A 22,802-nucleotide genomic window follows, 5' to 3' on the forward strand; every position below is an offset into this window, starting at 1 on the left:
TTCGTGGGCAGAGGTGAACCGCGCGCCCGCGTCAGGCGTTGGCGATACGGCGGGACTGGTCTAGGAAAGACCCATGGCAGGCAAGGCAAAGAAACCGGCGCGCGGCAAGCGTTCCAAGTCCAGGAAATCTCAGCGCACCATCCGTCCGATGGTCTTTTTACGGCGCTGGCTGTTGCGGGCGGCGCTGGCGACAGCCGTTCTGGCGGTTGTGATGGTGGGCTTGTTCCGCGTCTTCAACCCGCCAACGACTCATACCATCTGGTCCGAATCCCGGCGTCTTGGCGGGGTCGACCGAAATTGGGTTGCAGTGGATGCCATCGCCCCGGTCATGCTGCGGTCTGCCGTGGCCGCCGAGGATGCAAATTTCTGCATCCACTGGGGTTTTGACATGGGGGCGATCCGCGCCGCCATCGAGGAAGGCGCACAGCGCGGCGGCAGCACGATCAGCCAGCAAGTCGTCAAGAATGTCTACCTCTGGCAGGCGCGCAGCTATATCCGCAAGGCGATGGAGGCACTGCTGACGCCGCTGGTCGAAGCGCTCTGGCCCAAGCGGCGCATCCTTGAGGTCTATCTGAACGTCGCTGAATTCGATGAAGGCGTCTTTGGCATCGACGCCGCCGCTCGCCATTATTTCGGTGTCGCCCCGGATGCGCTCAGTGCCCGTCAGGCTGCGCTTTTGGCCTCTGTTCTGCCAAACCCCAAGAACCGCGATGCGGCCCGCCCCAGCGCCCGAATGAACCGCCGGGCGACGGCGATCATGGATGGTGCAGCGCTGATCGAAAGCGACGGGCGCGCCGACTGTTTCCAGAAATAGCAACGGCCCGGCGCTGAACGCCGGGCCGTCTGTCTTTTTCTGTTCGGGCGCGGGAGCCGACCTCAGAAGTCGAGCGTCACGCCATGCTCCAGTTGCAGTGTCTGCTCTGTCGGCATCGACAGGCGGGTCACGACCGAGCCAAGCCCGTTGGCAAAGGGTCGCGCCCGCTTGATGTTGAAGGTGAAGCGGCGGCTTTCGTCGATCTTCTCGACATCCACTTCAAAGCCCCATGTCAGACCGCTGGCCACCTCGCGGCGCTCCCACGAAAAGGCCATGCCCACACCGCATTCCGCAGCATCATCATAAGACGACAGCGTACAGGACAGGCGCGGGGTAAAGGCCGTCTGCATCATGCTGGCCAGCGCTTCGGACCCGCCGGGTGCACCAAGGCTTTCGAACCGGATCTCTGCCGTGGCGCGAGCGCCCCGGAAGTCATCCATCTCGATCACGCCGGTGTGGGTCAGACCCAGTTGCTTGGCCGTCACATCAGAGTCCCCGGCCTTGGCATAGGCAAAGTCGATCCCGACGCGGGGCTTCATGACAAAGGTGTCGAAAGTCCGCTCACCCGAAATCCCTGCCCCGGCAAAGCCAGCGATATAGCTGTAATTGCCGGTGGCATTGATCGGGGCCGTGGCCGTGTCGAAATCAATGTCATAGCTGTGACGTCCGAATGCCCCGGCAAGGTAGTAGTCGAGGAACAGACCCTGGCCAAAGCCGCGCGCACCATAGACACCGCCATTGACGCCAAAGCCGTCGATTGCACCGTCACCCAGACCGCTGACATCCGTGCGGCTGTAATACCCGCCCAGGAAGTAGCCGGCGATCGACGTGTCGCTGGTAAACCGCTCACGCTGCCACGCGAACTGGACCAGCGCCTGTAGGCCCGTGTCCTCGGTCTTGTTCAGCGAGAAGGTGCCGTCAAGGATTTCGCGGGTGTCGGTCGCACAGTTGTAGACATCGCTGCCAAAGGTCCCGCGCGCCGTGCCGCTGGCATCCTGAATTTGCAGGCTGCCATTGACGTCCAGCGCCTGAAGCGTGCCGCAGGGCAGGTCGCGACCCGCTTGCAGACGAGTAAGCGCCCCTTTCGCCATCCGGCTAAAGCTGCGGGTCTGGGCGTCGATGGTCTCGGCCAGATCCTCTTCGAGGATTTCGGTCAGGGGGTCACGTACCTGATCCACAAGGTCATCCGCAACCGTCACGGCGGCAAGCGCCAGCGGCGCGCCATCATAGCGCGTGTCCGCCGAAGACACGACCACCGTGGGCTGACAGCTGTGAGTGCCTTCAACCTTGTCGTCATCGATGGCCCGGATCGTCAGCGCCTGCGGTGTCGTATAGTTCGCCGCGGTGAAGGTCAGGCTGGCCGGGGCAACAGTACACTGGCTGTCCCCGGCAAAACTCAACGTGACCGGAGAGCTTGGCGAGCCAAGCAGCGCAAAGGTCATCGTGGCGTCGTCATTGCCGCCCTCGTTGGTCACAAGGTCAACATTGACCACCGCGATGTCGGCGAAATCGTCATCGGTAATGGTGGCCGTCTGGGTCAGGGTCGTGCCCAGGATCGTCGTCAGATCCCCCGACACAACCGCGCCGAGCGTCAGTTCAACGGTTTCCGCGCCTTCGATGTCGCCATCTTCCAGCACCGGAACAGTGATGGTGGCCGAAGTCGCCCCCGCCGGGATCGTCACCGTCCCCGACAGCGCGGTGAAGTCAGCGCCAGAGGTCGCGGTGCCGGCCACCGTGTAGCTGATTACCGTGTCCTGCGTCGAAATCCGCGCCTGCGTCACCGTAAAGGTGGCGTCGGTCGGAGTTCCGCCATTGGCCTCTGCCCCGTCGGTGGCCGCGCTCAGCGTCACCGCGTTTTCCGCGCATTGCGTCATGGGGATGTTGTTGGCGAGCACGAAAGGATCGCCCGGTTCGATCACAAAGCTGGTGTAGAAGACCGGGTTGGCCGCCAGCGAGGCATCGGCAAGGAACCCGGTCGAGCCAAACTCGGTCGAGCCGATCACCGCCGGGTTCGACGGCAACAGCGTGGTCAGGTCCAGCGCACCAGAAGACAGCCGCGACGTGCTGGGGATACCGACCGCGGTCGGATAGCTCAGCGACATGGTGTACGTGCCCGGACGCAGGGCGAACCACTGGATTTCACCGGTCGACCCGTCGCGGGTGATGTTGATGAAATTCGCAGTTCCCAGCGAAGAGTTGGAACCCGTCGGCCCGGTGACGGTAAAGCCGCCGCCCGGAATGATGCGGCCATCATCCTCGCAGTAGAAATACCCCTGCGGATCGAAATCCTCATCGTCCGGGATGCCATCGCCGTCACGATCGTTCCCGACTTCAAAGAGGTCGGGCACACCGTCGCCATCCGAATCCGGCAGCGGAACAGGGTTTGGCGTTCCGGTCAGATCCGCAGTCACGGTGATTGCAGCGGCTGCGGTCGATAGGTTCCCTGCCGCATCCGCTGCCGCGCCCGCATCCAGCGAGATCTCGACCGGGCCGTCATGATCCGGCGTCACGGTAAAGCTGTAGTCCGCCCCCGTACCGGTCAGCGCCGAAGCAGTGCCGTTCGTGATCTGGACAGTGGCAAGCGTCAGCCCGGTCACATCTTCCGAGAAGGTCAGCGTGACAAGGAAGGGGTCCGCCTGCGCCGTGGTCGGACCGGTCAGGACCGCCGTCGGCAGAACGGCATCCTTGGTCGCGGTTCCCGTGGCGGCCGCGCCGGTGTTGCCCGCCGGATCGGTCAAGGCAACGCTGATCGTCAGCGTGCCGTCGCCAAGGCCCGACAGGTCCAGCCCGGTCACTTGATCGGTGCCCGTGGCGATGGTGCCCGTACCCGTGACGGCGGCGCCGCCCCCGTCCGAGGTGATGCTGTAGGCAAATGTTGCCCCAACCTCGGCCCCGGAAAGGGTGAATCCGACAGCCGACTGGTTACCCGCATTTACCGGGTCCTGATCGAAGGCAACGCCATATCCCGAAGGCGCGGTCGCGTCCTTGGTCGCGCTGGCCGTCGCCTGCGGCGCGGGGTTGCCTGCCGCGTCAGATACATCCGCCGTGATCAACAGGACGCCGTCCGCCAGACCGGTCAGGTCGATGGACAGGTTCCAGACGCCGCCGCTGACGGCTGCCGTGCCAGTTGCCACAGCCGCGCCATCACTGACCTCGACCGTGACGACCGCACCATCGGCCAGATCGGTCGTTGTCCCCGAAAGGACCGTGGCCAATGCCTCTGCCGCGTTGATGACGTCATCATCCTCGATCGGCGCATCAATGGCCACGCCGGGAATGGTGGCATCCTTGATCGCGGTATCGGTCGCATCGGCCCCGGTGTTGCCGGCCGGATCGGTCAGCGCCACGGTCAGCGTCAGCGTGCCGTCGCCAAGGCCCGACAGGTCCAGCCCGGTCACCTGATCAGTGGCCGTGACGATGGTGCCCGTGCCGGTGACGGCGGCGCCGCCCCCGTCCGAGGTGATGCTATAGGCAAATGTTGCCCCAACCTCGGCCCCGGCAAAGGTAAAGCCGGTCGCTGTCTGGTTGGCAAGGTTCACCGGATCGTCGTCAAGGCTGGCCGCGTAGCCCGCCGGGGCAACCGTATCCTTGGACGCGCTGGCGGTCGCCTGCGGTGCCGGGTTGCCCGCCGGATCGGTGGCATCGGCGGTCACGCTCAGGGCGCCATCCGCAAGGGCGGACAGGTCCAGCGTCACGCTCCAGACCCCGCCCGAGACGGTCGCCGTGCCAGACACAAGCCCGCTGGCCCCATCTGCGACGTCGATGGTCACGCTGGTTGCATCAGGCAGATCGGTGGAGGTGCCCGAAATCACAACCGTTGCGACCTCGGCGGCGTTGACCACATCGTCGCCCTCGATGGGTGCGTCGATGGCCAGCGTCGGAGCCGTGGCATCCTTGGTCGTGGTGGCCGTGGCCGCCGCGCCGGTGTTGCCCTTGAAGTCCGTCAGCGTGACGCTGAGCGTCAGCGTACCATCCGGCAGTCCGGACAGGTCTATGCCGGTCACTTGCTGGTCCGCCGCGGTGATCGTGCCGGTGCCTGTCACACTGCCAGCCCCACCGTCAGAGGTGATGGTATAGGCAAAGGTCACATCGGTGCCAGAGATGCCCGGCCCGACCTCGGCATTGGCGAAGGTGAACCCGATGGCAGTCTGGTTGGCGATGTTCACGGGATCTTCGTCAAAGCTGGCCGTGTAACCCGCAGGCGCGGTGGTGTCCTTGAGGAAACTGGTCGTCGCAGACGAACCGTTACCCGAGGCATCCGTGATCTCGGCCGTCAGCGTGATCGTACCATCGGCAAGGCCAGAGATGTCCAGCGCGTCGGTCCAGCTATGCTGGGCGCCCGGACCGGCTGTCAGGCCCGTTGTGACAGAAACACTGCCCGCCGCCCCGTCGGTGGCCGTGATGACCACCTGAACGGCATCCGCCGCATTGGAGGCTACGCCCGAGGCGATGAAGCCTGCGGCCTCGGCCGCGTTGACCGCATTGGCATAAAGGCTGTTGGCCGCATTTGGATCCGGATCCTGAATTTCGATCGAGGGGGCCAGCGTATCCTTGGCAAAGGAGGCCACCACCTGAACCGCGGCATTGCCCGCCGCGTCCGACACATCGGCGGAAAGGTCGTAATCGCCATCCGCAAACGCCGAAAGATCGTAGGATGTGTTCCAGACACCGCCCGTCACCGTAACATTGCGCGTGTCGACGACCGCCGTAGAGGCATCGCGCAGGGTCAGCGTGACCAATGTGCCATCGGCGACACCGCCAGCGGTGCCAGACACGGCAACCGCAGACGCTTCGGCTGTGTTGACGATGTCATCACCCGCAATCGGCGTATCAATGCCGACAACGGGAATGCCCGTGTCCTTGGTGGCCGAGGCCGTGACCTGGGTGGCCGGGTTGCCTGCCGCATCCGAAGCATCGGCTGCAAAGTCAAGCGTTCCGTCGGCCAGACCGGACAGGTCCAGTGTCGCCGACCACAGGCCGCCGGTCACTGTGGCCGTGCCCGTCACCGATCCTGCGCCGCTGTCACCGACCGAGATGGTGACGATGGTGCCATCGGCCAGATCACTGGACGTGCCCGACAGGACAACGGTAGCGGCCTCACCCGCATTGATCACATCGTCGCCTTCAATCGGAGTGTCGATGGTCAGGCTGGGTGCGAAGGCGTCCTTTGTCGCGGTATCTGTCACGGCGCTACCGGCATTCCCCGCGTCATCGGTCAGGATCACCGACAGCGTCAGTGTGCCATCGCCAAGGCCCGACAAATCCAGACCGGTCACCTGATCCGTGGCGGTGACGATGCTGCCGGTCCCGGTGACAGGCGCGCCGCCTCCGTCAGAGCTGATCGTATAGGCAAAGGCCGTGCCGACCTCTGCCCCCGCAAAGGTAAAGCTGATCGCCGTCTGATTGGCGATGTTCACCGGATCCTGATCAAAGGTCGCGGCATAACCCGTCGGCGCTGCCGTGTCCTTGGTGGCCGAGGCGCTGGCTTGCGGAGCGGGGTTGCCCGCCGCATCCGAGACATCTGCCGTCAGGGTCAACGGTCCGTCAGCCAGCCCCGAAAGGTCGATCACCAGCGACCATGCACCGCCAGCAACACCCGCAGTCCCCGTTGCGACGCCGGCACCGCCGTCGCTCACCGAAACGCTGAGCACGAGGCCGTCCGCGACGCCCGAGGTGGTGCCTGTCAGGGCGACGGCACTAACGTTTGCAGCATTGACAAATCCCGTGCCCGCCACCGGCGTATCAAAGGCAACGGCAGGGGCTGCGGTGTCCTTGGTCACGGTCGCCGTGGTATTCGCACCGGCGTTTCCTGCCGGGTCTGTCAGCAAAACCGTCAGAGTCAGCGTACCGTCCAGCAACCCACTGAGATCCAGACCGGTCACCGCGTCTGTTGCGGTTGCGATTGTCCCGGTTCCGGTCACAGGCGTGCCGCCGGCATCGGACGTGATGCTATATGAGAAATCCGCGCCGACTTCGGCTGCTGCAAAGCTAAAGCTCATCGCCGCCGCGTTTGCCGCGTTCACCGGATCCTGATCGAAGGCCACGCTATAGCCCGCAGGGGCCGTTGCGTCCTTGGCCGCGGCCGCGGTCGCCTGCGGTGCCGGGTTGCCTGCCGCATCCGACGCATCGGCGGAAACGCTCAACGCCCCATCCGCCAGCGCCGTCAGGTCCAGCGTCACCGTCCAGATGCCGCCCGCCACGGTTGCCGTGTCGGTGACAAGGCCCATGCTGCTGTCGCCCACATTGACTGTTACCACGGCTCCGTCTGCCAGGCCGTTGGACGTGCCCGAGATCACGACGGTCGATTGCTCGGCCGCGTTGACCACGCCATCGCCCTCGATCGGAGTGTCGATGGTCAGGCTGGGCGCGGTGGCGTCCTTGGTCGTCGTATCGGTCTCACGCGGGCTGGCATTGCCAACCGGGTCGGTCAGCGCGACCGACAAGGTCAGCGTGCCATCGGCCAGCGCCGACACATCGATGACGGTCACCTGATCCGTCGCCGTCAAGATGGTGCCGTTGCCTGCGACAAAGGCCGAATTGGCCGAGGATTCGATCCGGTAGGCAAAGGTTGCGCCCACTTCGGCCCCGGAGAAGGTAAAGCTGACCGCCGTCTGGTTGGCGATGTTCACCGGATCCTGATCAAAGGCCGCGCTGAACCCGGTCGGGGCAGTGGCATCTTTGGTCGTGGTATCGGTGGCATCTGCCCCGGTGTTGGTGGCGGCATCTGTCAGGGTAACGGTCAGCGTCAGCGTCCCATCGGGCAACGACGACAGGTCGATCCCGGTGATCTGGTCCGTGGCCGTCACAATGGTGCCACCGCCGGAGACGATCCCCGCCCCGCCGTCCGAGGTGATGCTGTAGGCATAAGTCGCGCCGACCTCGGCCCCGGCAAAGGTAAAGCTGGTCGCGGATTGATTGCCGGAGGTCACCGGATCCTGATCGAAGCTGACCGAATACCCCGACGGTGCGGTCCTGTCCTGTGCCGTGCCGCTGACCGTGATGTCATAGGGGTTTTCGTCCCGGTCGTCGTTGCCCAGCGAAAGGTCAAAGCTGAACGGGATCGAGGTGTTGGGATCGTCCACGATCCCTGCCCCGGGTGTGTACAGTACCGTGATCGTGGTGCTGCCCGAAACCGGGACCGACGTGGCCAAAGGCCCGGTCACACTATCGACCACGACATTGGTTTCGCCAGAGATGACCGGAACTGCCGACAGGTTCAGCGGCGAGGTTCCCGAGTTCGCGACAGTCAGGACCAGACTGCGCTGTGCGCCTGCGTCGGGTGTGCCCTGATCCAACGTGCCGCCATCCGCGACTGCGCCGCCAATGCTGCCCACGACGCCGATTTCAGGCGTCAACACAGTCAGCGTATCGGTTGCGCTGCCAAAGTTCCCGAAGGGCGAGGTCAGATCACCGGTGGTATTCACGAATGTGCCCGCATTGGCCGGTGTCACATCGACAGTCACGGTACAAACGGACGAGGCTGCAATCGCGGCGCCGGTGTAGGTGATGCTGCCTGCCCCCGAAGTGGCAGTCAACGTTCCCCCGGTACAGGTGGTCGACGCGTTTGACGGGGTCGCCACAACCAATCCGGACGGCAGGTTATCGGTGAAATCCAGCCCGCTGGTCGCGAAGGTCGCAGAACTGTTGTCGATGGTGAAAGTCAGCGTCGAGTCTTGCCCCAGCAGGATACTGTCAGGTGCGAATACCTTGGTGAAAGTCGGCTTGGGCTGCACGGTCAGAGTGGCCAGAGCCGCCGCCGAGTCACCCAGTTCAGAGGTCAGCGTTGTCAGATTGCTGGCGAAGCTGCCAGTCGAAGGCGCAACCACGCTGACCTCGACAAGACAGGCCGATGCCGCGGGGGCCGTGCCTCCGGTGTAGCTGAAGCTGCCTGCGCCGGGAACGGTGGTCAGCGTGCCGCTGCCACAGGTGGTGGAAGCGTTCGGCGTAGCCGCAATGACCAGTCCAGCCGGCAGCGAATGGTTGAAGGCCAGTCCCGACACCACGAAGGGCGCAGAGTTGCTGATGTCAAACCGCAGGACCGAAGCCTGATCCACATAGACCGTGGTCGGGGTAAAGGTCTGAACCGCGGTCAGCGGGTCATAGGCGGTCAGCGTGTCCGAGGCCGTCCCGGAGTTGCCGATGCTGGAGGTCAGATCATAGCTGGTGTTGTTAAAGGTCGCCGGTCCGGTGACGGCCACATCCACGGACAGCGTACAGGTTGCCCCGGCCGCAAGGCTGCCGCCCGTGTAGGTGATCCCGCCATCGCCCGCGATCGCCGTCAGCGTACCGCCGGTACAGGTGGTCGAGGCATTGGCAGGCGACGCCACCTCCATGTCGGATACCGAAGGCCCGACATGCGAGGGGAAGGAGTCGGTGAAATCAAGCGCGGTCGCGGCGAGAATAGAGGCGCTGTTGTCGATGGTGAAGGTCAGCGTGGTTGTCTGCCCGGTGCCAATATAGCTGTTGGCAAAGGCCTTGCTGAAACTGGGCGGCGCAACAACAGTCAGCGTGTCACTGGCCGTCAGCGAGTTGCCGAGCGATGAGGTCAGATCACCGGTTGTGTTGACATGCACACCGGCGCTGACCCCAACGACGTTCGCCTGCACGGTACAGCTTGCCCCGGCGGCGATCACGCCACCTGTGTAGGAAATCGTTCCGGTGCCCGCGACAGCCGTCAGAGTGCCCCCTGTACAGGTGGTCGAGGCATTCGGCGTTGCCGCGACCTGCATCCCGGCGGGCAGCGTGTCGGTAAAGTCCAGCCCGCTGGCCGCAAGGATTGATCCGGTGTTGTCGATGGTAAAGGTCAGCGTGCTGGGCGCAGCGGCAATGCCGATGGCGTCCGGCCCGAACAGCTTGGTAAAGCCGGGGCGCGGCACGATGGTGATCGTATCGCTGGCCGAACCAGAGTTGCCAACCGACGAGGTCAGATCACCCGAGGTGTTCGCCTGTGCGCCAGTGCTGGCACCAAGGACATTCACCGTGACAGTACAGGTCGCCCCCGCCGAAATGGCTCCGCCGGTGTAGCTGATCGTGCCCGTTCCGGCCACGGCTGTCAGCGTACCGCCGGTACAGGTGGTCGAGGCACCGGACGGCGACGACACCAAAAGCCCCGCGGGCAGGTTGTCGGCGAAGTCAAGCGAGGTGGCCCCAAGGGTCGACCCGCTGTTGTCGATGGTAAAGGTCAGTGTCGTGGTCTGGGCCTCGGCCATGGCGGCAACCCCAAAAGCCTTGGCAAAGGTCGGCAGCGGCTCGGCATCCAGCGTATCAGAGGCCGAACCGGAATTGCCCGAGGAGGAAGTCAGATCGCCGGTCGTGTTGAGGAATGTGCCTGCGGAGACAGGAATGACATCGACAGACACGGTACAGCTTGCCCCGGCCGCAACGGTGCCCCCGCTATAGCTGATCGTTCCGGCCCCGCCGACGGCGGTCAACGTTCCTCCGGTACAGGTTGTCGACGCATTCGGTGCCGCCGCAACCTGAACCCCTGCGGGCAGGTTGTCGGTGAAATCAAGCGACGACGCCGCAAGGCTCGACGCGGCATTGTCAACGGTGAAAGTCAGCGTCGACGTCTGACCAACCGCGACCACGTCGGGCGCAAAGACCTTGGCGAATGTGGGGGCCGGTTCCACGTTCAGCGTTGCCGAAGCCGCAACCACCGCAGGCAGACCGCCCGAAAACAACTGGCTGCTGACATTCGTATAGCTGCCCGCTGTGGCCGATGCTGGGATCTGAAGGTTCGCCGTCAGCGTACAGGTTTGCCCCGCCGCGATGCTGCCCCCGGTGAAATTCAGGAAAGAGGTGCCAGTCAGGTTGCCGCCGCCGCATTCGGCACTGGCCGACAGGCTCGTGGCGACCGTCCCGGACAGCATCGCGTCGAGATCGTCGGTGAAGCTGATATTCGTGGCCGACCCGCTGAGGCTGTTGTTGGTGATGTCGAACTGAAGGACAACCGCGCCGCCAGCAACCGTGTCACTTGCAAAGGATTTCGAAAAGCTCAGGTCAGCGCCAGAGCCGGTCACCAGGTTGTCCGTGGCGGCCGCCCCGGTGACAGGCAGGGAGGCAATGGTGCCGGTAACGCCGGAGGTCGTATTGGTGGCCGAGGCAAGCACCGGCGCACTGGCCGGAACGGTGACCGAAGTGCGGATGGTACAGCTGCCTGCCGCCGCGAGGGAGGCTCCGGTGACGGTGATCGTATCGGTGGTCGTTCCCGAAACCGTGGCGCCGCAATTATTCAGCAGGACACTGTCAAAAACCGTACCGCTGAGCATCGCGCCAAGGTCATCGGAAAAATCGATGCCGGTGGCCGCGCGGGTCGCGTCAAGGTTGGTCAGGGTGAACTCAAGCGTGACCGCATCGCCGGGCGACACGGGATCATCGGTAAAGTTTTTGGCCAGACCGATCCGCTCGCTCTGGACGACCAGCAAGTCGGATGCCGCCGGGGACAGCCCCAGGCTGGAAACAAGTGTCCCCGAGAGGCTGGCAAAAGAGCCGTCAGCCGCCGCCGCAGGAACAAGCACATCCAGTTCGATCACACAGCTTGCGCCCGCAGCAACAGAGCCCCCCGAATAACTCACCGAAGACGGAAGAGGCACGGTTACGGTGCCGCCACAGGTGTTCAGTGTGGGTGTCGCCGTGACGGTCAGATCAGGCGATCCGGGCAAGACAGTCGCGAGGTTGTCGGAAAAGGAGATCGAGGAGGCATCGCCAGCCGGGCTGGTGCTGTTGGGGTTCGTGATCGTGTACTGCAAGGTGATGGTGTCGCCGGCAATCGCAGGGCTGCCGACAAAGGCCTTGGCAAAAACCAGCAACTGGCTGTCCGTTCCGGTCAGATCGATGCTGTCGCTGGCCGGGGTGTTGACCAGAACAGCAGCGCTGGCGCCACCGATGCTGGCGGTCAGGTCAGAGGTGGTGTTGGTATAGGTTCCATCGCCCCCCGTCGCGCCCAGTTGGACGGCAATTGTGGTGGTACAGCTGTCATTGATCCCGACAGAGCCGCCAGTGAAGGTGACGGTCGACGTCCCAGTGATCGAACTGAACCCACACCCGTTCGACACCACCGACGAGAAGGTGGTGCCGGTGAGGAAGGTTTCGAGGTTGTCGGTAAAGCTGATGGTCGATGCGCTGACTTCGCCATTGGTCAGAATGAAGTCGATATTGACCGTGTCACCAAAGACCGCAGTTTCATCCTGAAAAGACTTCGCCAGGGCAAGACCGATTTCGCCCGCGCCCACGGTAAAGGTGGTCGAGGCCGGGCCGCCATCGGTGGTTTCGTTCGACGTAATGACCGAGCTGTCAACGGTATAGACTCCGTTCGGCAGCGCCGTGCCCACATCGTAAGTGATGGTGAAGCTACAGCTTGCGCCACCGGCAAGCGCGCCCCCCGAATAGACAAAACCGGACGACGGCAACGCCGGGAACGGCGGGCTGGGCAAGGTCGAGTTCGGGATCGAAACATACTGTCCGCCACAGTTCGGCTCTGCCGTGGGTCCGCCCAGAACGCCCGTTCCCAGCCCTACATAGCCCGAGCTCGAGTCGCCAAGGATCTGGCTATAATCCACGGTAAAGCCCAGACCGCTCAGCGCCGTTCCGCCATTGGGGTTGGTCAGCGTATAGACAACATCGACCGATCCGCCGGGGATCAGCGGATTGCTTTGAAACACATGCGTCAGAACCGGCGGCGACAGAACGGGCAGCGCCTCGACGGTCAGAGTGTCCTGCCCGAGCGAAGACCCGACAACCGACACGCCACCAATCGTTGCGGTGGCCGCGCTGGTTGTATTGACATAGGTGCCTGCGGCAGCGGCGCCCGGAACATTGACCGTCACGCTAAAGCTACATGACGCACCGGCGGCAAGTTCGCCTCCGGTGAAGGTAAGCAGGCCGGAGCCGCCCAGCGATGATCCCGCACCACAAGGCGTGGCCGGAAGCGCCGATGCGGTCGCTCCGGACAACATCGCATCCAGATCGTCAGTAAAGGTGATGCCGGTGGCCGACCCGCTGCGCGAGTAGTTGGTCAGCGTGAATTCAAGAGTGGTGGTTCCGCCTTGCAGGACCGGATCGGTGGCAAAGGACTTGACGATGCCAACGCCCGTGGGCGGGCTGACGGTCAGTTCTGCATAGCTCGCCCCTGCCTCCATCGAGACAAATCCGGAACTATACGTCATAGTTCCCGACTTCAGTTCGAAATCGCCCGCGCCGGTGGCAACGATGTCAACCGACACGGTACATGTTGCGCCGGCGGCGATCCCGGCCGAGCTGAGCGACAGGCTGTTGCTGCCCGGCGTCGCCGTGATGTTCGGGACGGCCGCGTTGTTACATGTGGTGGTCGCGTTCGACGGAGAGGCCACCACAAGTCCGGTGGGCAAGGTTTCGGAAAAGGCAATAAAGGTCAGCGCCGAAGCGCCACCGCTGTTGTCGACCTCATAGGTTACAGTGATCGGCTGACCGATATTCGCCGTGGCGGAGGACAGGCTCTTGCTGAACCCGGGCTTCGTTGCATCGACGACAAGATCGGTGGCGAAGGAAAGAGAACTGCCGGCGGAGCTGTTGAGCGTGACCGCCGACAGCGTATGCGTGCCCGGCGTGTTGCTTGTTACGCTGACGGTGATCGCACAGACACCTCCGCTGCCGATTGCAGTGTCGGCAAGCGTCACGGTAGAGCCGCCGTCCGGCGCGGTCAGTGTGCCGAGGGAGCAACCGCCGCCAACGGTTGGCGATCCGACAAGAGACACACCAGCCGGCAGGGCCGACGTAAAGGCAAGGTCCGTCACCGGCACACCAGAGCCGTTCGTGATCGTGTAGTTCAGATCCGCAACGGCCCCCGGCCCAATCGTGGCAGGGTTGAATTGCGTGTCCAGGGTTGGCTGCGCCTGCGCTGCAACCGGCGCAAGAGTTGAAACCAGCCACACAAACGCACAGCCCAGAACCCGTTGAATCGCCGACATGCCGAAAAACCCCTCGTCTCAAACCTGCCGGATCTCAGAGAACCTCTTTGAATACAGAAGTCGTCGAGTCACGGCTGCCTTTATCCCCATGACTGCGTAGCCGAGCGATTTACGTCGGGAAAGGCTGTCGTCAGTCTGGCGCTTGGATTCCGGGCAGGTGACGCCGATGTGCGACATTCCGGCGACACCGGGAGGAGGCGCGCAGACAGGGCATTACCAAAAAGTTAACGCAGACAGCCCGTTGCCAGACGGATTTGACATGCCACGTGAACCCGCTCAAGCCGCGCGTTCAGGGCGCGACAAGGGTTTGCAGATCAAAGATCGGAAGCAGAACCGACAGGACAATGACCAAGACCATCGCCCCGACCAGCATCATCAGCGCCGGCTCCATCAGGGCCGCAATTCGCTTGCGCTGGGTCGACAGGCCATTTTCCACCAGCGCCGCCGCCCGCCCCGCCATCCGCGCCAGCCGGGCAGACACTTCGCCTGCGCCGATCAACTGACGCGCGACTGGTGGCACAAAACTCAGCGCCGCCAAGGCATTGGACAGTGACTCGCCCGCGCGCACCGCTGTTGCAACCTGTTTCGCCTCGGCCTTGAACGCCGCGATGGTCAGGACCGATCCCGCGCTGTCCACTGCGATGGGCACCGTGTGCCGGGCCTCCAGCACCAATGCCAGCGTCCTCAGATACTGAACGGCCGCCGCCGTTCGGATCAGCCCGCCAACCACCGGCAGACGCAGCAAAAGCCTGTCCCGCGCTGCCCTCAGGGCAGACAGCCGTCCGCTGGCCAACCCCAGCAGGATCAGACCCATCGCACCGATCCCCAACGCCACCATATGCCGCTCGATCCAGCGGGCCAGCGCCATCATCACCCGTGTCAGATCCGGCAATGGCCGCCCCGAGGTCTCGAACAGGGCGACGATCTCTGGCGCCACCGTCACAAAGAGCACCCCAGCCACCAGAACCGAAACCACCGCCACGAAGGCCGGGTAGACCAGCGCCGAGCCAAGCTGCGCCCGGTCGCTGCGCGCGGTTTCCAAATGGTCGGCAAGGCTGTTGAATACGCTGGACAATTCCCCCGCCTTCTCTCCGGCCTGCACGGCGGCCAGGTAGTAGCGTGGAAAGCCTGCCCCGCTGGTCTCCAGCGCGACGGATAGCGGCTCCCCCTCCAGCAGCGCCGCCTGTGCGCGCGCCACCACAAGGTCCAGCGCCGCCGTGCTGCCGGCGCTTTTCAGCGTGCCCAGCGCCTCGTCCACCGCCATCTCGGCACCCAGCAGCACCGCCATCTGGCGCGTGAACACCGCTTGCAGATCGCGCGACAGCCGCGCCCGGCCCAGCCGCGCCCCCCGCGAGCGCGCCCGCGCCCGCGCGGTCAGTTCGGACACATAAAGCCCCTGCGCCTTGAGCTGTTCCGAGGCATGGGCCTCGGTCTCGGCCACCAAAGTGCCCGCCTTGCGCCGCCCCTCGGCGGTATAGGCGACATAGGCAAAGGCCCTCACGCGCCGTCTCCGACCACGCGCAGCGCCTCGGCCAGACTGGTCTGCCCCGTGGCCACCGCCCGCAAGGCCTGCCCGATCAGCCGGTCACGCGGCGGCAGCGCCTTGGCCCAAAGCGCGGCCTCGCCCGCGCCGTGGTTGATCTGCTCGCGCAGCGCCTCGCCCACTTCGAGGATCTCGAAGATACCGACGCGCCCGGCGTAGCCCGACCCGTTGCAGGCGTCGCACCCCTTGGCTTCGTGCAGCATCGTCGGCAGTGGCACCCCCGCCCGGTCGAACTGTGCCGCCTCGCTGACCGAGGGCGCATGTGGCGCACGGCATTCCGGGCACAACCGCCGCAACAACCGCTGCGCGATCACCCCGCGCAGGGTGGCCGCGATCAGGAAATTCTCCAGCCCGAGGTCGCGCAGCCGTACCACCGCCGCGACCGAGCTGTTGGCATGCAGCGACGAAAACACAAGGTGCCCGGTCAGCGCCGCCTGCGCCGCCGTGCTGGCGGTTTCCGTGTCGCGGATCTCGCCCACAAGGATCACATCCGGATCCTGCCGCAGCGTCGCCCGCAGCCCGGCCGCAAAGGTCATGCCGATCTCGGCGTTGATCTGGGTCTGCGAGATGCCGGTCAGGTCATATTCGATCGGATCCTCGACCGTGACGATGTTGCGCTCTTCGCGGTCCGCCAGTTTCAACAGCGAATACAGCGTCGTCGTCTTGCCCGCGCCGGTCGGTCCGGTGGCAAGGATGATCCCGTTCGGCGTGGCGGCCAGCCGTTCGAGCAGGGCGATCTGACTGCCATCCAGCCCCAGCCGGTCCAGCGGCATCAGCCCCGCCGCCCGGTCGAGGATCCGCAGGACGATCCGTTCGCCATAGTTGCCCGGCAACGAGCTGACCCGCGTGTCGATCATCCGCCCGCCCAGCCGCAGCGGGATGCGCCCGTCCTGCGGCAGGCGCGTTTCGGCGATGTCCAGACCGGCCATGACTTTCAGACGCGACACCACGCGTTTCACCGGCACGTCGGCGCGGTCCATAACCGTTTGCAGGAAGCCGTCGATGCGCATTCTTGCGCGCAACCCGCCCTCATGCGGCTCGATATGCAGGTCCGAGGCCCCGTCCAGCACCGCCTGCCGCAAAAGCTGGTTCACCAACTGGATGACAGGTGCCTCTTCGGCGTCTTCCAGCAGGTCGCGGCCCCGCGACTTGCCGCCCTCCTCGACAAGGTCAAAGCTGACCCCCTGCGCCTCGCCTCCGCCGCCCTTGTGGTAAAGCCGCGCCAGCACCGCTTCGAAACCGGCCTCGTCCAGCACCTCCAGCGGCACGTCCAGCCCGGCCCGCCGCTGCGCCTCGCGCAGGCCGTTGGGCGTTGCGCCGGGGCCTGCCACGACACGCGCGCCATCCAGCGCCACGCAATGATCGCGCGCAAGGGCATAGGGCAGGCTGCCGGGCCGATCAGGTGTCGGGAGGTCATCGGGCATTCGGGCTTCGCAGTCCTTGGTCTTTTGACCTTTGTGCCCGCAATCCCGCCATCCCCGCAAGCCTGTGGCCGTCCGGCGGCGCTTGCCTCAATACTTGCCGTTGAATTTCAACCGGCTGGGCAGCGGAGGATAATTCCGCGTCCGCGCCGCATTGTCGATGAAGGTTTCGTCGAACGGCTGGTTCAGATCCGCCCCGTCAAATGGCAGAGCGCCCAGCGGCGTCTGCGGAAAGCGCGTGCTGTCCTCGGGCTGAATTGCAAGGCTTGCGCGCTTTGCCTCACGCGCCAGTTCGCGGGTCAGGCGCGTGGCTTCCTGATCGGAATTGACGATCCGGGGCCGCAGCATGACCAGAAGAACCCGCTGGTTCTTGGTCCCTGACTTGCCACGGAACAGCCCCCCCACCAGCGGCAGCTTGGAGACGCCCGGCACCCTTTGCGAATTCGACCCAAAGCCATTTTCCAGCAGGCCGCCCAACATGATAACGTTGCCATCCCGCACCAGAACCGTGGTCGACAGGGCGCGTTTCGCGGTGATTTCCCCCCCGGCGGAAGAGGTGGCATTGGTCAGGTTCGACACTTCTTGTTTGATGACCAGCCGGACGGTGCCATCGGCGTTGATCTGAGGCGTCACGTTCAGGGTCAGGCCCACGTCCTGCCGTTCGATTGTCTGGAACGGTTCCGAGACCGCGCCCTGCCCCACCTGACTGAACTGCCCGGTGACAAAGGGCACGTTTTGCGCGACGACGATTTCGGCCTCCTGCCCGTTCAGGGTCAGGATCGACGGGGTCGACAACAGACGCGTGCTGCGGGTTTCCGCGATGGCCGTCAGCAGGCCCGCGATCCCGGTTTGCGCATCGCCGGACCGTCCGCCGATCACACCACCGTTGCCCGGGTTGGCCACATCACCGTTCAGAACGGTGGACACCAGACTGGTCAGGCTGGGCCGCCCTTCCAAGGCGAATTGCACGCCACCGATAATCGCATCGTTCAGGATCGCGCCGAATTGCACCGAGAGATCGGCGAAACCGTCCACGGACATTTCAAAGATCACTGCCTCGACCAGAACCTGTGTCGGGCGGCGATCAAGATGATGCACCATGGCAACAATTTCATGCATCCGGTCAGCGGGCGCCGAGATCAGCAACGAATTGGTGCCCGGTTCCGGGACGATGCGGATCTGGCCCGATGCCCCGCCGCCTTCACCTTGAAAGCTGCGCAAGACCACATCCGCCAGAGTTGCCGCCTGCGCGTAGTTCACCTGTACCACGCGGCTTTGCTGGCTGTTCTGCTGCGCGTCCAGCCGCCCGGCCAGCACGCGGATCTGTTCCCGCAGCGATTGCGGCCCCAGCACCAACAGAGCGTTCGACCGGGCGTCGACGCTGATGCTGGCCCCATCGGGAACGATGCCCATGGACTGGATCACCTGCAACACCTCGCGCGCGTCGGCATTGCGCAGGCGGATCATCTCGATCGGTTCGGAACGCGGCTGATCCAGTTCGGCAATGAGCGCTTGAATGCGGCGGTGATTTCCTGCCCGGTCCGACAGGATGATCAGCCGTGCATCGGGCACGGTCGAGATCACCGCTTCGGACGGCAAAAGTGGGCGCACCACGTCAACGACCTCGTTCACCGGAATATGGCGAACCGGGATAACCCGGGTTTCATAGACACCGGAACCGGCGGCCCCCGGGGACAATTCCCGCGCCGCGTTCAACGGAACGATCCGGTCCGCATCCACGCCCTTGACGATGGTCAGGCGGTTCACCTCCAGCACGTTGAGAAAGATTTCGTACAACGAGGCGGGGCCGACGTTTTGCGGCGCCAGAACGGTTACCGTCCCGCGTACACCCGGATCGATCACGAAGTTGCGGTTCGTCGCCTCGGACACGATCTGGACAAAGCTGCGCAGGTCCGCATCGCGCAGGTCAAGCGCCCCCTGTGCGCGGCCAAAGCCCGGGATCACCGTCAGAATTGCCAGAAACAGTGCAACGCACCACGCACGCCCCCATCCGGGGCCGGCCATGTCGACCGAAATTCCTGCCCGCACTTTCGTGCCCTCTCGATTATGTTCTCGCCGCGTGTTTCGCGGTCATTGGCGCCAACATACAAGGAAACGGGCGGCTTGTCTCCCCCGGCTGTTCCGTGACGGCAGGGCCTAGTCCGGGAAGGCCAGAAAGGCCTCTTGGCCGTGGTTGTCCAAACGGATGCCCCCCTGTTCGATGGCGGTGACGACAACACCCTCCGCAAGGCTTTCGCCGACGCGGATCAGACGTTCGCCGGTGGGATGAGACACGATGGCCCAGCGGCTGTCGCCGCTGTTGACCACACCTTTCAGGGCGTAGCCAAGGCTGTCAAGCGGTGGTGCGGGCGGCTGAGGTTCGACCACGACCGGCGGCGTCGGGGGTTTTGGCGGCTGCGGCTCGGGCGGCTCATAGGTGCCGAAAAGCGAGGGCCAGCGCATCGGCGGCTGCGGCTGAGGCAGGTCCAGCACAAGGCTTTCGTCCGGCACCGCCGGGGCCGGTGCGGCAAGGTCTGGCAACGGGTCCTGCATGACCCGGTACAGGTCATTTCCCGCCCAGATCGCGGCGGCCAGCGTCAGAGGGGTCAGCAGCCATGCAAGCCAGCGCATCACGGTTCGCATCCTATCCTGCGGGCGGTCTTGGGTTTTCGTGGACGCCGCCCCCGGTAAAGTGGTATCATCCCTGTCGATCAAGGCAAACCTTGGCGACGTTGAGGACAGAGCAGATGATTTTGGGACGGGTGATGCCGGCGCTGGTTGCGCTTGCTGCTATGTTGCCGTTGGCGGCCTGCGATACGGCAAAAGGCAATGCTTCGGGCTTTCGCAAGAATTATTTCGTGGCGCGGTCGGCGCTGGAAGAAGGCGAATACGTGCAGGCCAACCGGCAATACGCCAAGCTGATCGGCAGCGCGGGCCCTTTCCTGCCCCGGATTCAGTTGGAGTACGCCCATAGCCTGTTGCGCGCCGGCGATTACGCGCAGGCCGCCGATATGGCCGAAGCCATGGCGCTGAGCAGTCAGGGCGCGGCCAGCGCCGCCGCGCTGGCAGTGGCGGGCACGGCGCGGCACGAACTGGGGTTGGCTGCGCTGGCGCAGGGCGACCGGCAAGGCGGCAAGGCGCAGTTGCAGCGCGCACAAACCGCCATGGCACAGGTGCTGGACACCCACCCCGAACTTGACCCGCTGGGCGCGCTGGCCGGACGTCAGGCCAGCATCTCGGTCCGGCTGAAATCGCTTTGATCGCGGTCTAGCGCCGCCCCCACCGCGACCGGCGCCCCGGCGCCGGCTGTGCCTTGGCCTGTTCGCGCAGGAAGACAAAGATCCCCGCCCCGATGATCAGCACACAGCCGGCCCAGGTCGCCGGCACCGGCCATTCGCCAAAGATCATCCACCCCCAGAGGATCGCCAGCGGCAGACCGATGTATTCAAACGGTGCGATCGTCGCCGCATCGGCCAACCGGTAAGCCGCGCTGAGGCAATAGCCCACGACGCCCGAACACAGGCCCAGCCCCAGAAAGATCAGCCAGTCGTTCGGCGCGGGCCAACTCCACGCGCGCAACAGGAAGATCAGGCTTTCGTTTTCCACCCCCTCGGCAAACCGACCGTCCCCCGCGACAAGGAAAAACACCGACGACACGATCAAAAAGGTGCCTTGAATATAGACCGCCAGCGCCGAGGCCCGCGTCGTCATGCCCAGTCGCCGCGTCAGAACCTGCATCAGCGCATAGAACGCCGCCGCGATTACCGGCAAGGACAGCACCAACCGCGAGACCGACAGATCGGCCTTCCACGGTTCCTGCATGACGATGACACCGATCAGGCCGACCACCACGGCCCCGATCCGCAAGGGGCCGACCTTTTCCCCAAGGATCGGGATCGACAGCAGCGTGATCATCAGGGGCGCGACAAAGAACATCGCCGTCGCCTGTCCCAGCGGCAGAACCGCGAGGGCGCAAAAATAGGTCATGTTGGACAGGACAACCAACAAACCGCGCAGCAGGTGCAGCCAGGGGGTACTGGTCTTCAGCAAACCAAGCCCCCCTTCGGCAAAGACAAATCCGAAGGTAAACACAAGCCCGATGGCAGACCGCGTGAACACCATCTGATGCAGGGGATAGCCGCCCGACAGCAGCTTGATCAGCATATCATTCAGGGAAATCGCGAAGATTCCGATGCAGATGAAAAGGATGCCCAAACCGGGCCGGTTCAATGCAGAAGTCATGCGTATCGCTTAGGTTGTGCCCTGCGACACCGCCCGTCTGTTTGCGACATGCATGGGCACTATGCATTTCTGCTCAATTGCGCATCGCGCCAAGAAAGTTAGATACCGCGCGTGCGAACAAGGAGGGCGGATCATGCCCATGGTAGACATCCGCGACGTGCGGAAGAAATATGACGGCGGGTTCGAGGCGCTCAAAGGCGTTTCACTTGCCATTGAAGAAGGTGAAATTCTTGCGCTGCTGGGCCCGAACGGGGCCGGCAAGACGACGCTTATCACCGCCATTTGCGGGATCACCCGGATCACCGGCGGCAGCATCGCCGTCGGCGGTCATGACGTGGCCGACAACTATCGGCAGGCACGCAGCCTTGTCGGGCTGGTGCCGCAGGAATTGAACCTCGAACCTTTCCAGAAGGTCGCCGACGCCGTGCGCTTTTCGCGCGGGTTGTTCGGCAAAAAGGGCGACGAGGCCGTGGTGGAACGCATCCTGCGGCGGCTGTCGCTGTGGGACAAGCGCGACTCCAAGGTGATCGAACTGTCCGGCGGGATGAAACGCCGCGTTCTGATCGCCAAGGCGCTGGCGCATGAACCGCGCGTGCTGTTCCTTGACGAACCCACCGCAGGGGTCGACGTCGAGCTGCGCCGCGACATGTGGGACACCGTGCGCGAACTGAAACAGGACGGCGTGACCATCATCCTGACCACCCATTACATCGAAGAGGCCGAAGCCATGGCCGACCGCGTAGGTGTCATCAACAAGGGTGAGATCCTGCTGGTCGAGGACAAGGCCAGCCTGATGGCCCGCATGGGCAAGAAGGAACTGACCATCGATCTGGCCGACCCGGTGGATGCCATCCCCGAAACGATGTCGGACTACGCCCTCAGCCTGTCCGAGGACGGCACCCGGCTGACCTACAGCTATGACACCGGCGCCGATCGCACCGGCATTGGCCGGCTCATGGGGCTTCTGACCGAAAGCGGGCTGCGGGTGCGCGACGTGCACACGGCCCAGAACTCTCTCGAAGACATCTTCGTCGATCTCGTCGCCGCACAGGAACAGGAGGCCCGGGCATGAATCTTCCCGCTGTCCTAGCCATCTACCGCTTTGAAATGGTGCGGTTCTTCCGCACCATCCTGCAAAGTTTCGTTTCGCCGGTGATTTCGACCTCGCTGTATTTCGTCGTCTTCGGCGCGGCCATCGGTTCGCGCATCGACGAGGTCGAGGGGGTCAGCTATGGTGCCTTCATCGTGCCCGGTCTTGTTATGCTCTCGGTCATGACGCAGGCGATCTCGAACGCCAGTTTCGCGATCTATTTTCCCAAGTTCATTGGCACCATCTACGAACTGCTCTCGGCCCCGATCAACTTCCTTGAGATCGTGCTGGGCTATGTCGGCGCGGCGGCGACCAAGGCGCTGTTCATCGGGATCGTGATCCTTGGCACCTCGGCCTTTTTCGTCGACCTCGAAATCCAGCACCCCGGCGCGATGCTGGCTTTTCTTGTGCTGACCTGCATCAGCTTTTCGCTGTTGGGCTTTATCATCGGCATCTGGGCGCGCAGTTTTGAGCAGTTGCAGCTTGTGCCGCTTCTGGTGGTGACGCCGCTGGTCTTTCTTGGTGGCAGCTTTTACTCGATCAACATGCTGCCGCCGGCCTGGCAGACGGTGGCCTATTTCAACCCGGTGGTCTACCTGGTGTCCGGTTTCCGCTGGTCCTTCTTTGGCCTGTCGGATGTGCCAATCGCGGTCAGCCTGCTGGCGATTGCCGGGTTCACTGCAATCTGTCTGGCGGCGATCTGGTGGATCTTCCGCACTGGCTGGCGCATCCGGTCGTAATACTGCGG

10 protein-coding genes are annotated in these 22,802 nt (G+C 64.2%); 4 read left to right on the forward strand and 6 right to left on the reverse strand.

The features are described from left to right. The first annotated feature begins 73 nt into the window (after nucleotides 1-73). Entirely contained in the window at nucleotides 74-814 is a 741-nt protein-coding gene (gene mtgA, locus KJP30_RS09575; protein WP_218448908.1) for a monofunctional biosynthetic peptidoglycan transglycosylase, read from the forward strand. Nucleotides 815-876: 62 nt separating this feature from the next. On the opposite strand, the gene KJP30_RS09580 is transcribed toward mtgA, so the two are convergent. The 5 genes from KJP30_RS09580 to KJP30_RS09600 form a co-directional block, all read right to left on the reverse strand. After that, a complete protein-coding gene (locus KJP30_RS09580) occupies nucleotides 877-13,758 on the reverse strand; it encodes a DUF7933 domain-containing protein (RefSeq protein ID WP_218448911.1) in 12,882 nt (4,293 codons plus the stop codon). A 289-nt stretch (nucleotides 13,759-14,047) separates the two neighbouring features. Further along, nucleotides 14,048-15,259 carry a type II secretion system F family protein gene (locus KJP30_RS09585; RefSeq protein ID WP_218448913.1) on the reverse strand — a complete coding sequence of 404 codons (1,212 nt, stop codon included), beginning with the start codon at nucleotides 15,257-15,259 and terminating at the stop codon, nucleotides 14,048-14,050. Beyond that, nucleotides 15,256-16,725 carry a GspE/PulE family protein gene (locus KJP30_RS09590; protein ID WP_218448915.1) on the reverse strand — a complete coding sequence of 490 codons (1,470 nt, stop codon included), beginning with the start codon at nucleotides 16,723-16,725 and terminating at the stop codon, nucleotides 15,256-15,258. The genes KJP30_RS09585 and KJP30_RS09590 overlap by 4 nt, the downstream gene beginning before the upstream one ends. An 87-nt stretch (nucleotides 16,726-16,812) precedes the next feature. Continuing rightward, nucleotides 16,813-18,747, reverse strand: a complete 1,935-nt coding sequence (locus tag KJP30_RS09595; protein ID WP_218448917.1) for a secretin GspD/PilQ domain-containing protein — start codon at nucleotides 18,745-18,747, stop codon at nucleotides 16,813-16,815. Between the two features lie 132 nt (nucleotides 18,748-18,879). Beyond that, a complete protein-coding gene (locus KJP30_RS09600) occupies nucleotides 18,880-19,353 on the reverse strand; it encodes a type II secretion system protein N (RefSeq protein WP_218448918.1) in 474 nt (157 codons plus the stop codon). Between the two features lie 116 nt (nucleotides 19,354-19,469). On the opposite strand from KJP30_RS09600, the gene KJP30_RS09605 reads away from it, so the two are divergent. Beyond that, nucleotides 19,470-19,982: an outer membrane protein assembly factor BamD gene (locus KJP30_RS09605; protein WP_218448920.1), complete on the forward strand. Its 513-nt coding sequence runs from the start codon at nucleotides 19,470-19,472 to the stop codon at nucleotides 19,980-19,982. Between the two features lie 7 nt (nucleotides 19,983-19,989). On the opposite strand, the gene KJP30_RS09610 is transcribed toward KJP30_RS09605, so the two are convergent. Then, nucleotides 19,990-20,964 carry a DMT family transporter gene (locus tag KJP30_RS09610; RefSeq protein WP_218448922.1) on the reverse strand — a complete coding sequence of 325 codons (975 nt, stop codon included), beginning with the start codon at nucleotides 20,962-20,964 and terminating at the stop codon, nucleotides 19,990-19,992. A gap of 133 nt (nucleotides 20,965-21,097) precedes the next feature. Between KJP30_RS09610 and KJP30_RS09615 the strand changes: the two genes are divergently transcribed. Beyond that, entirely contained in the window at nucleotides 21,098-22,036 is a 939-nt protein-coding gene (locus KJP30_RS09615; RefSeq protein ID WP_218448923.1) for an ABC transporter ATP-binding protein, read from the forward strand. Then, the gene (locus KJP30_RS09620) at nucleotides 22,033-22,794 is read left to right on the forward strand and encodes an ABC transporter permease (RefSeq protein ID WP_218448924.1); all 762 of its coding nucleotides are present in this window, start codon (nucleotides 22,033-22,035) and stop codon (nucleotides 22,792-22,794) included. Before KJP30_RS09615 ends, KJP30_RS09620 begins: the two co-directional genes overlap by 4 nt. Nucleotides 22,795-22,802 lie beyond the last annotated feature (8 nt).

The sequence above is a fragment of the Antarctobacter sediminis genome (assembly GCF_019218285.1).
GTDB lineage: Bacteria > Pseudomonadota > Alphaproteobacteria > Rhodobacterales > Rhodobacteraceae > Antarctobacter > Antarctobacter sediminis.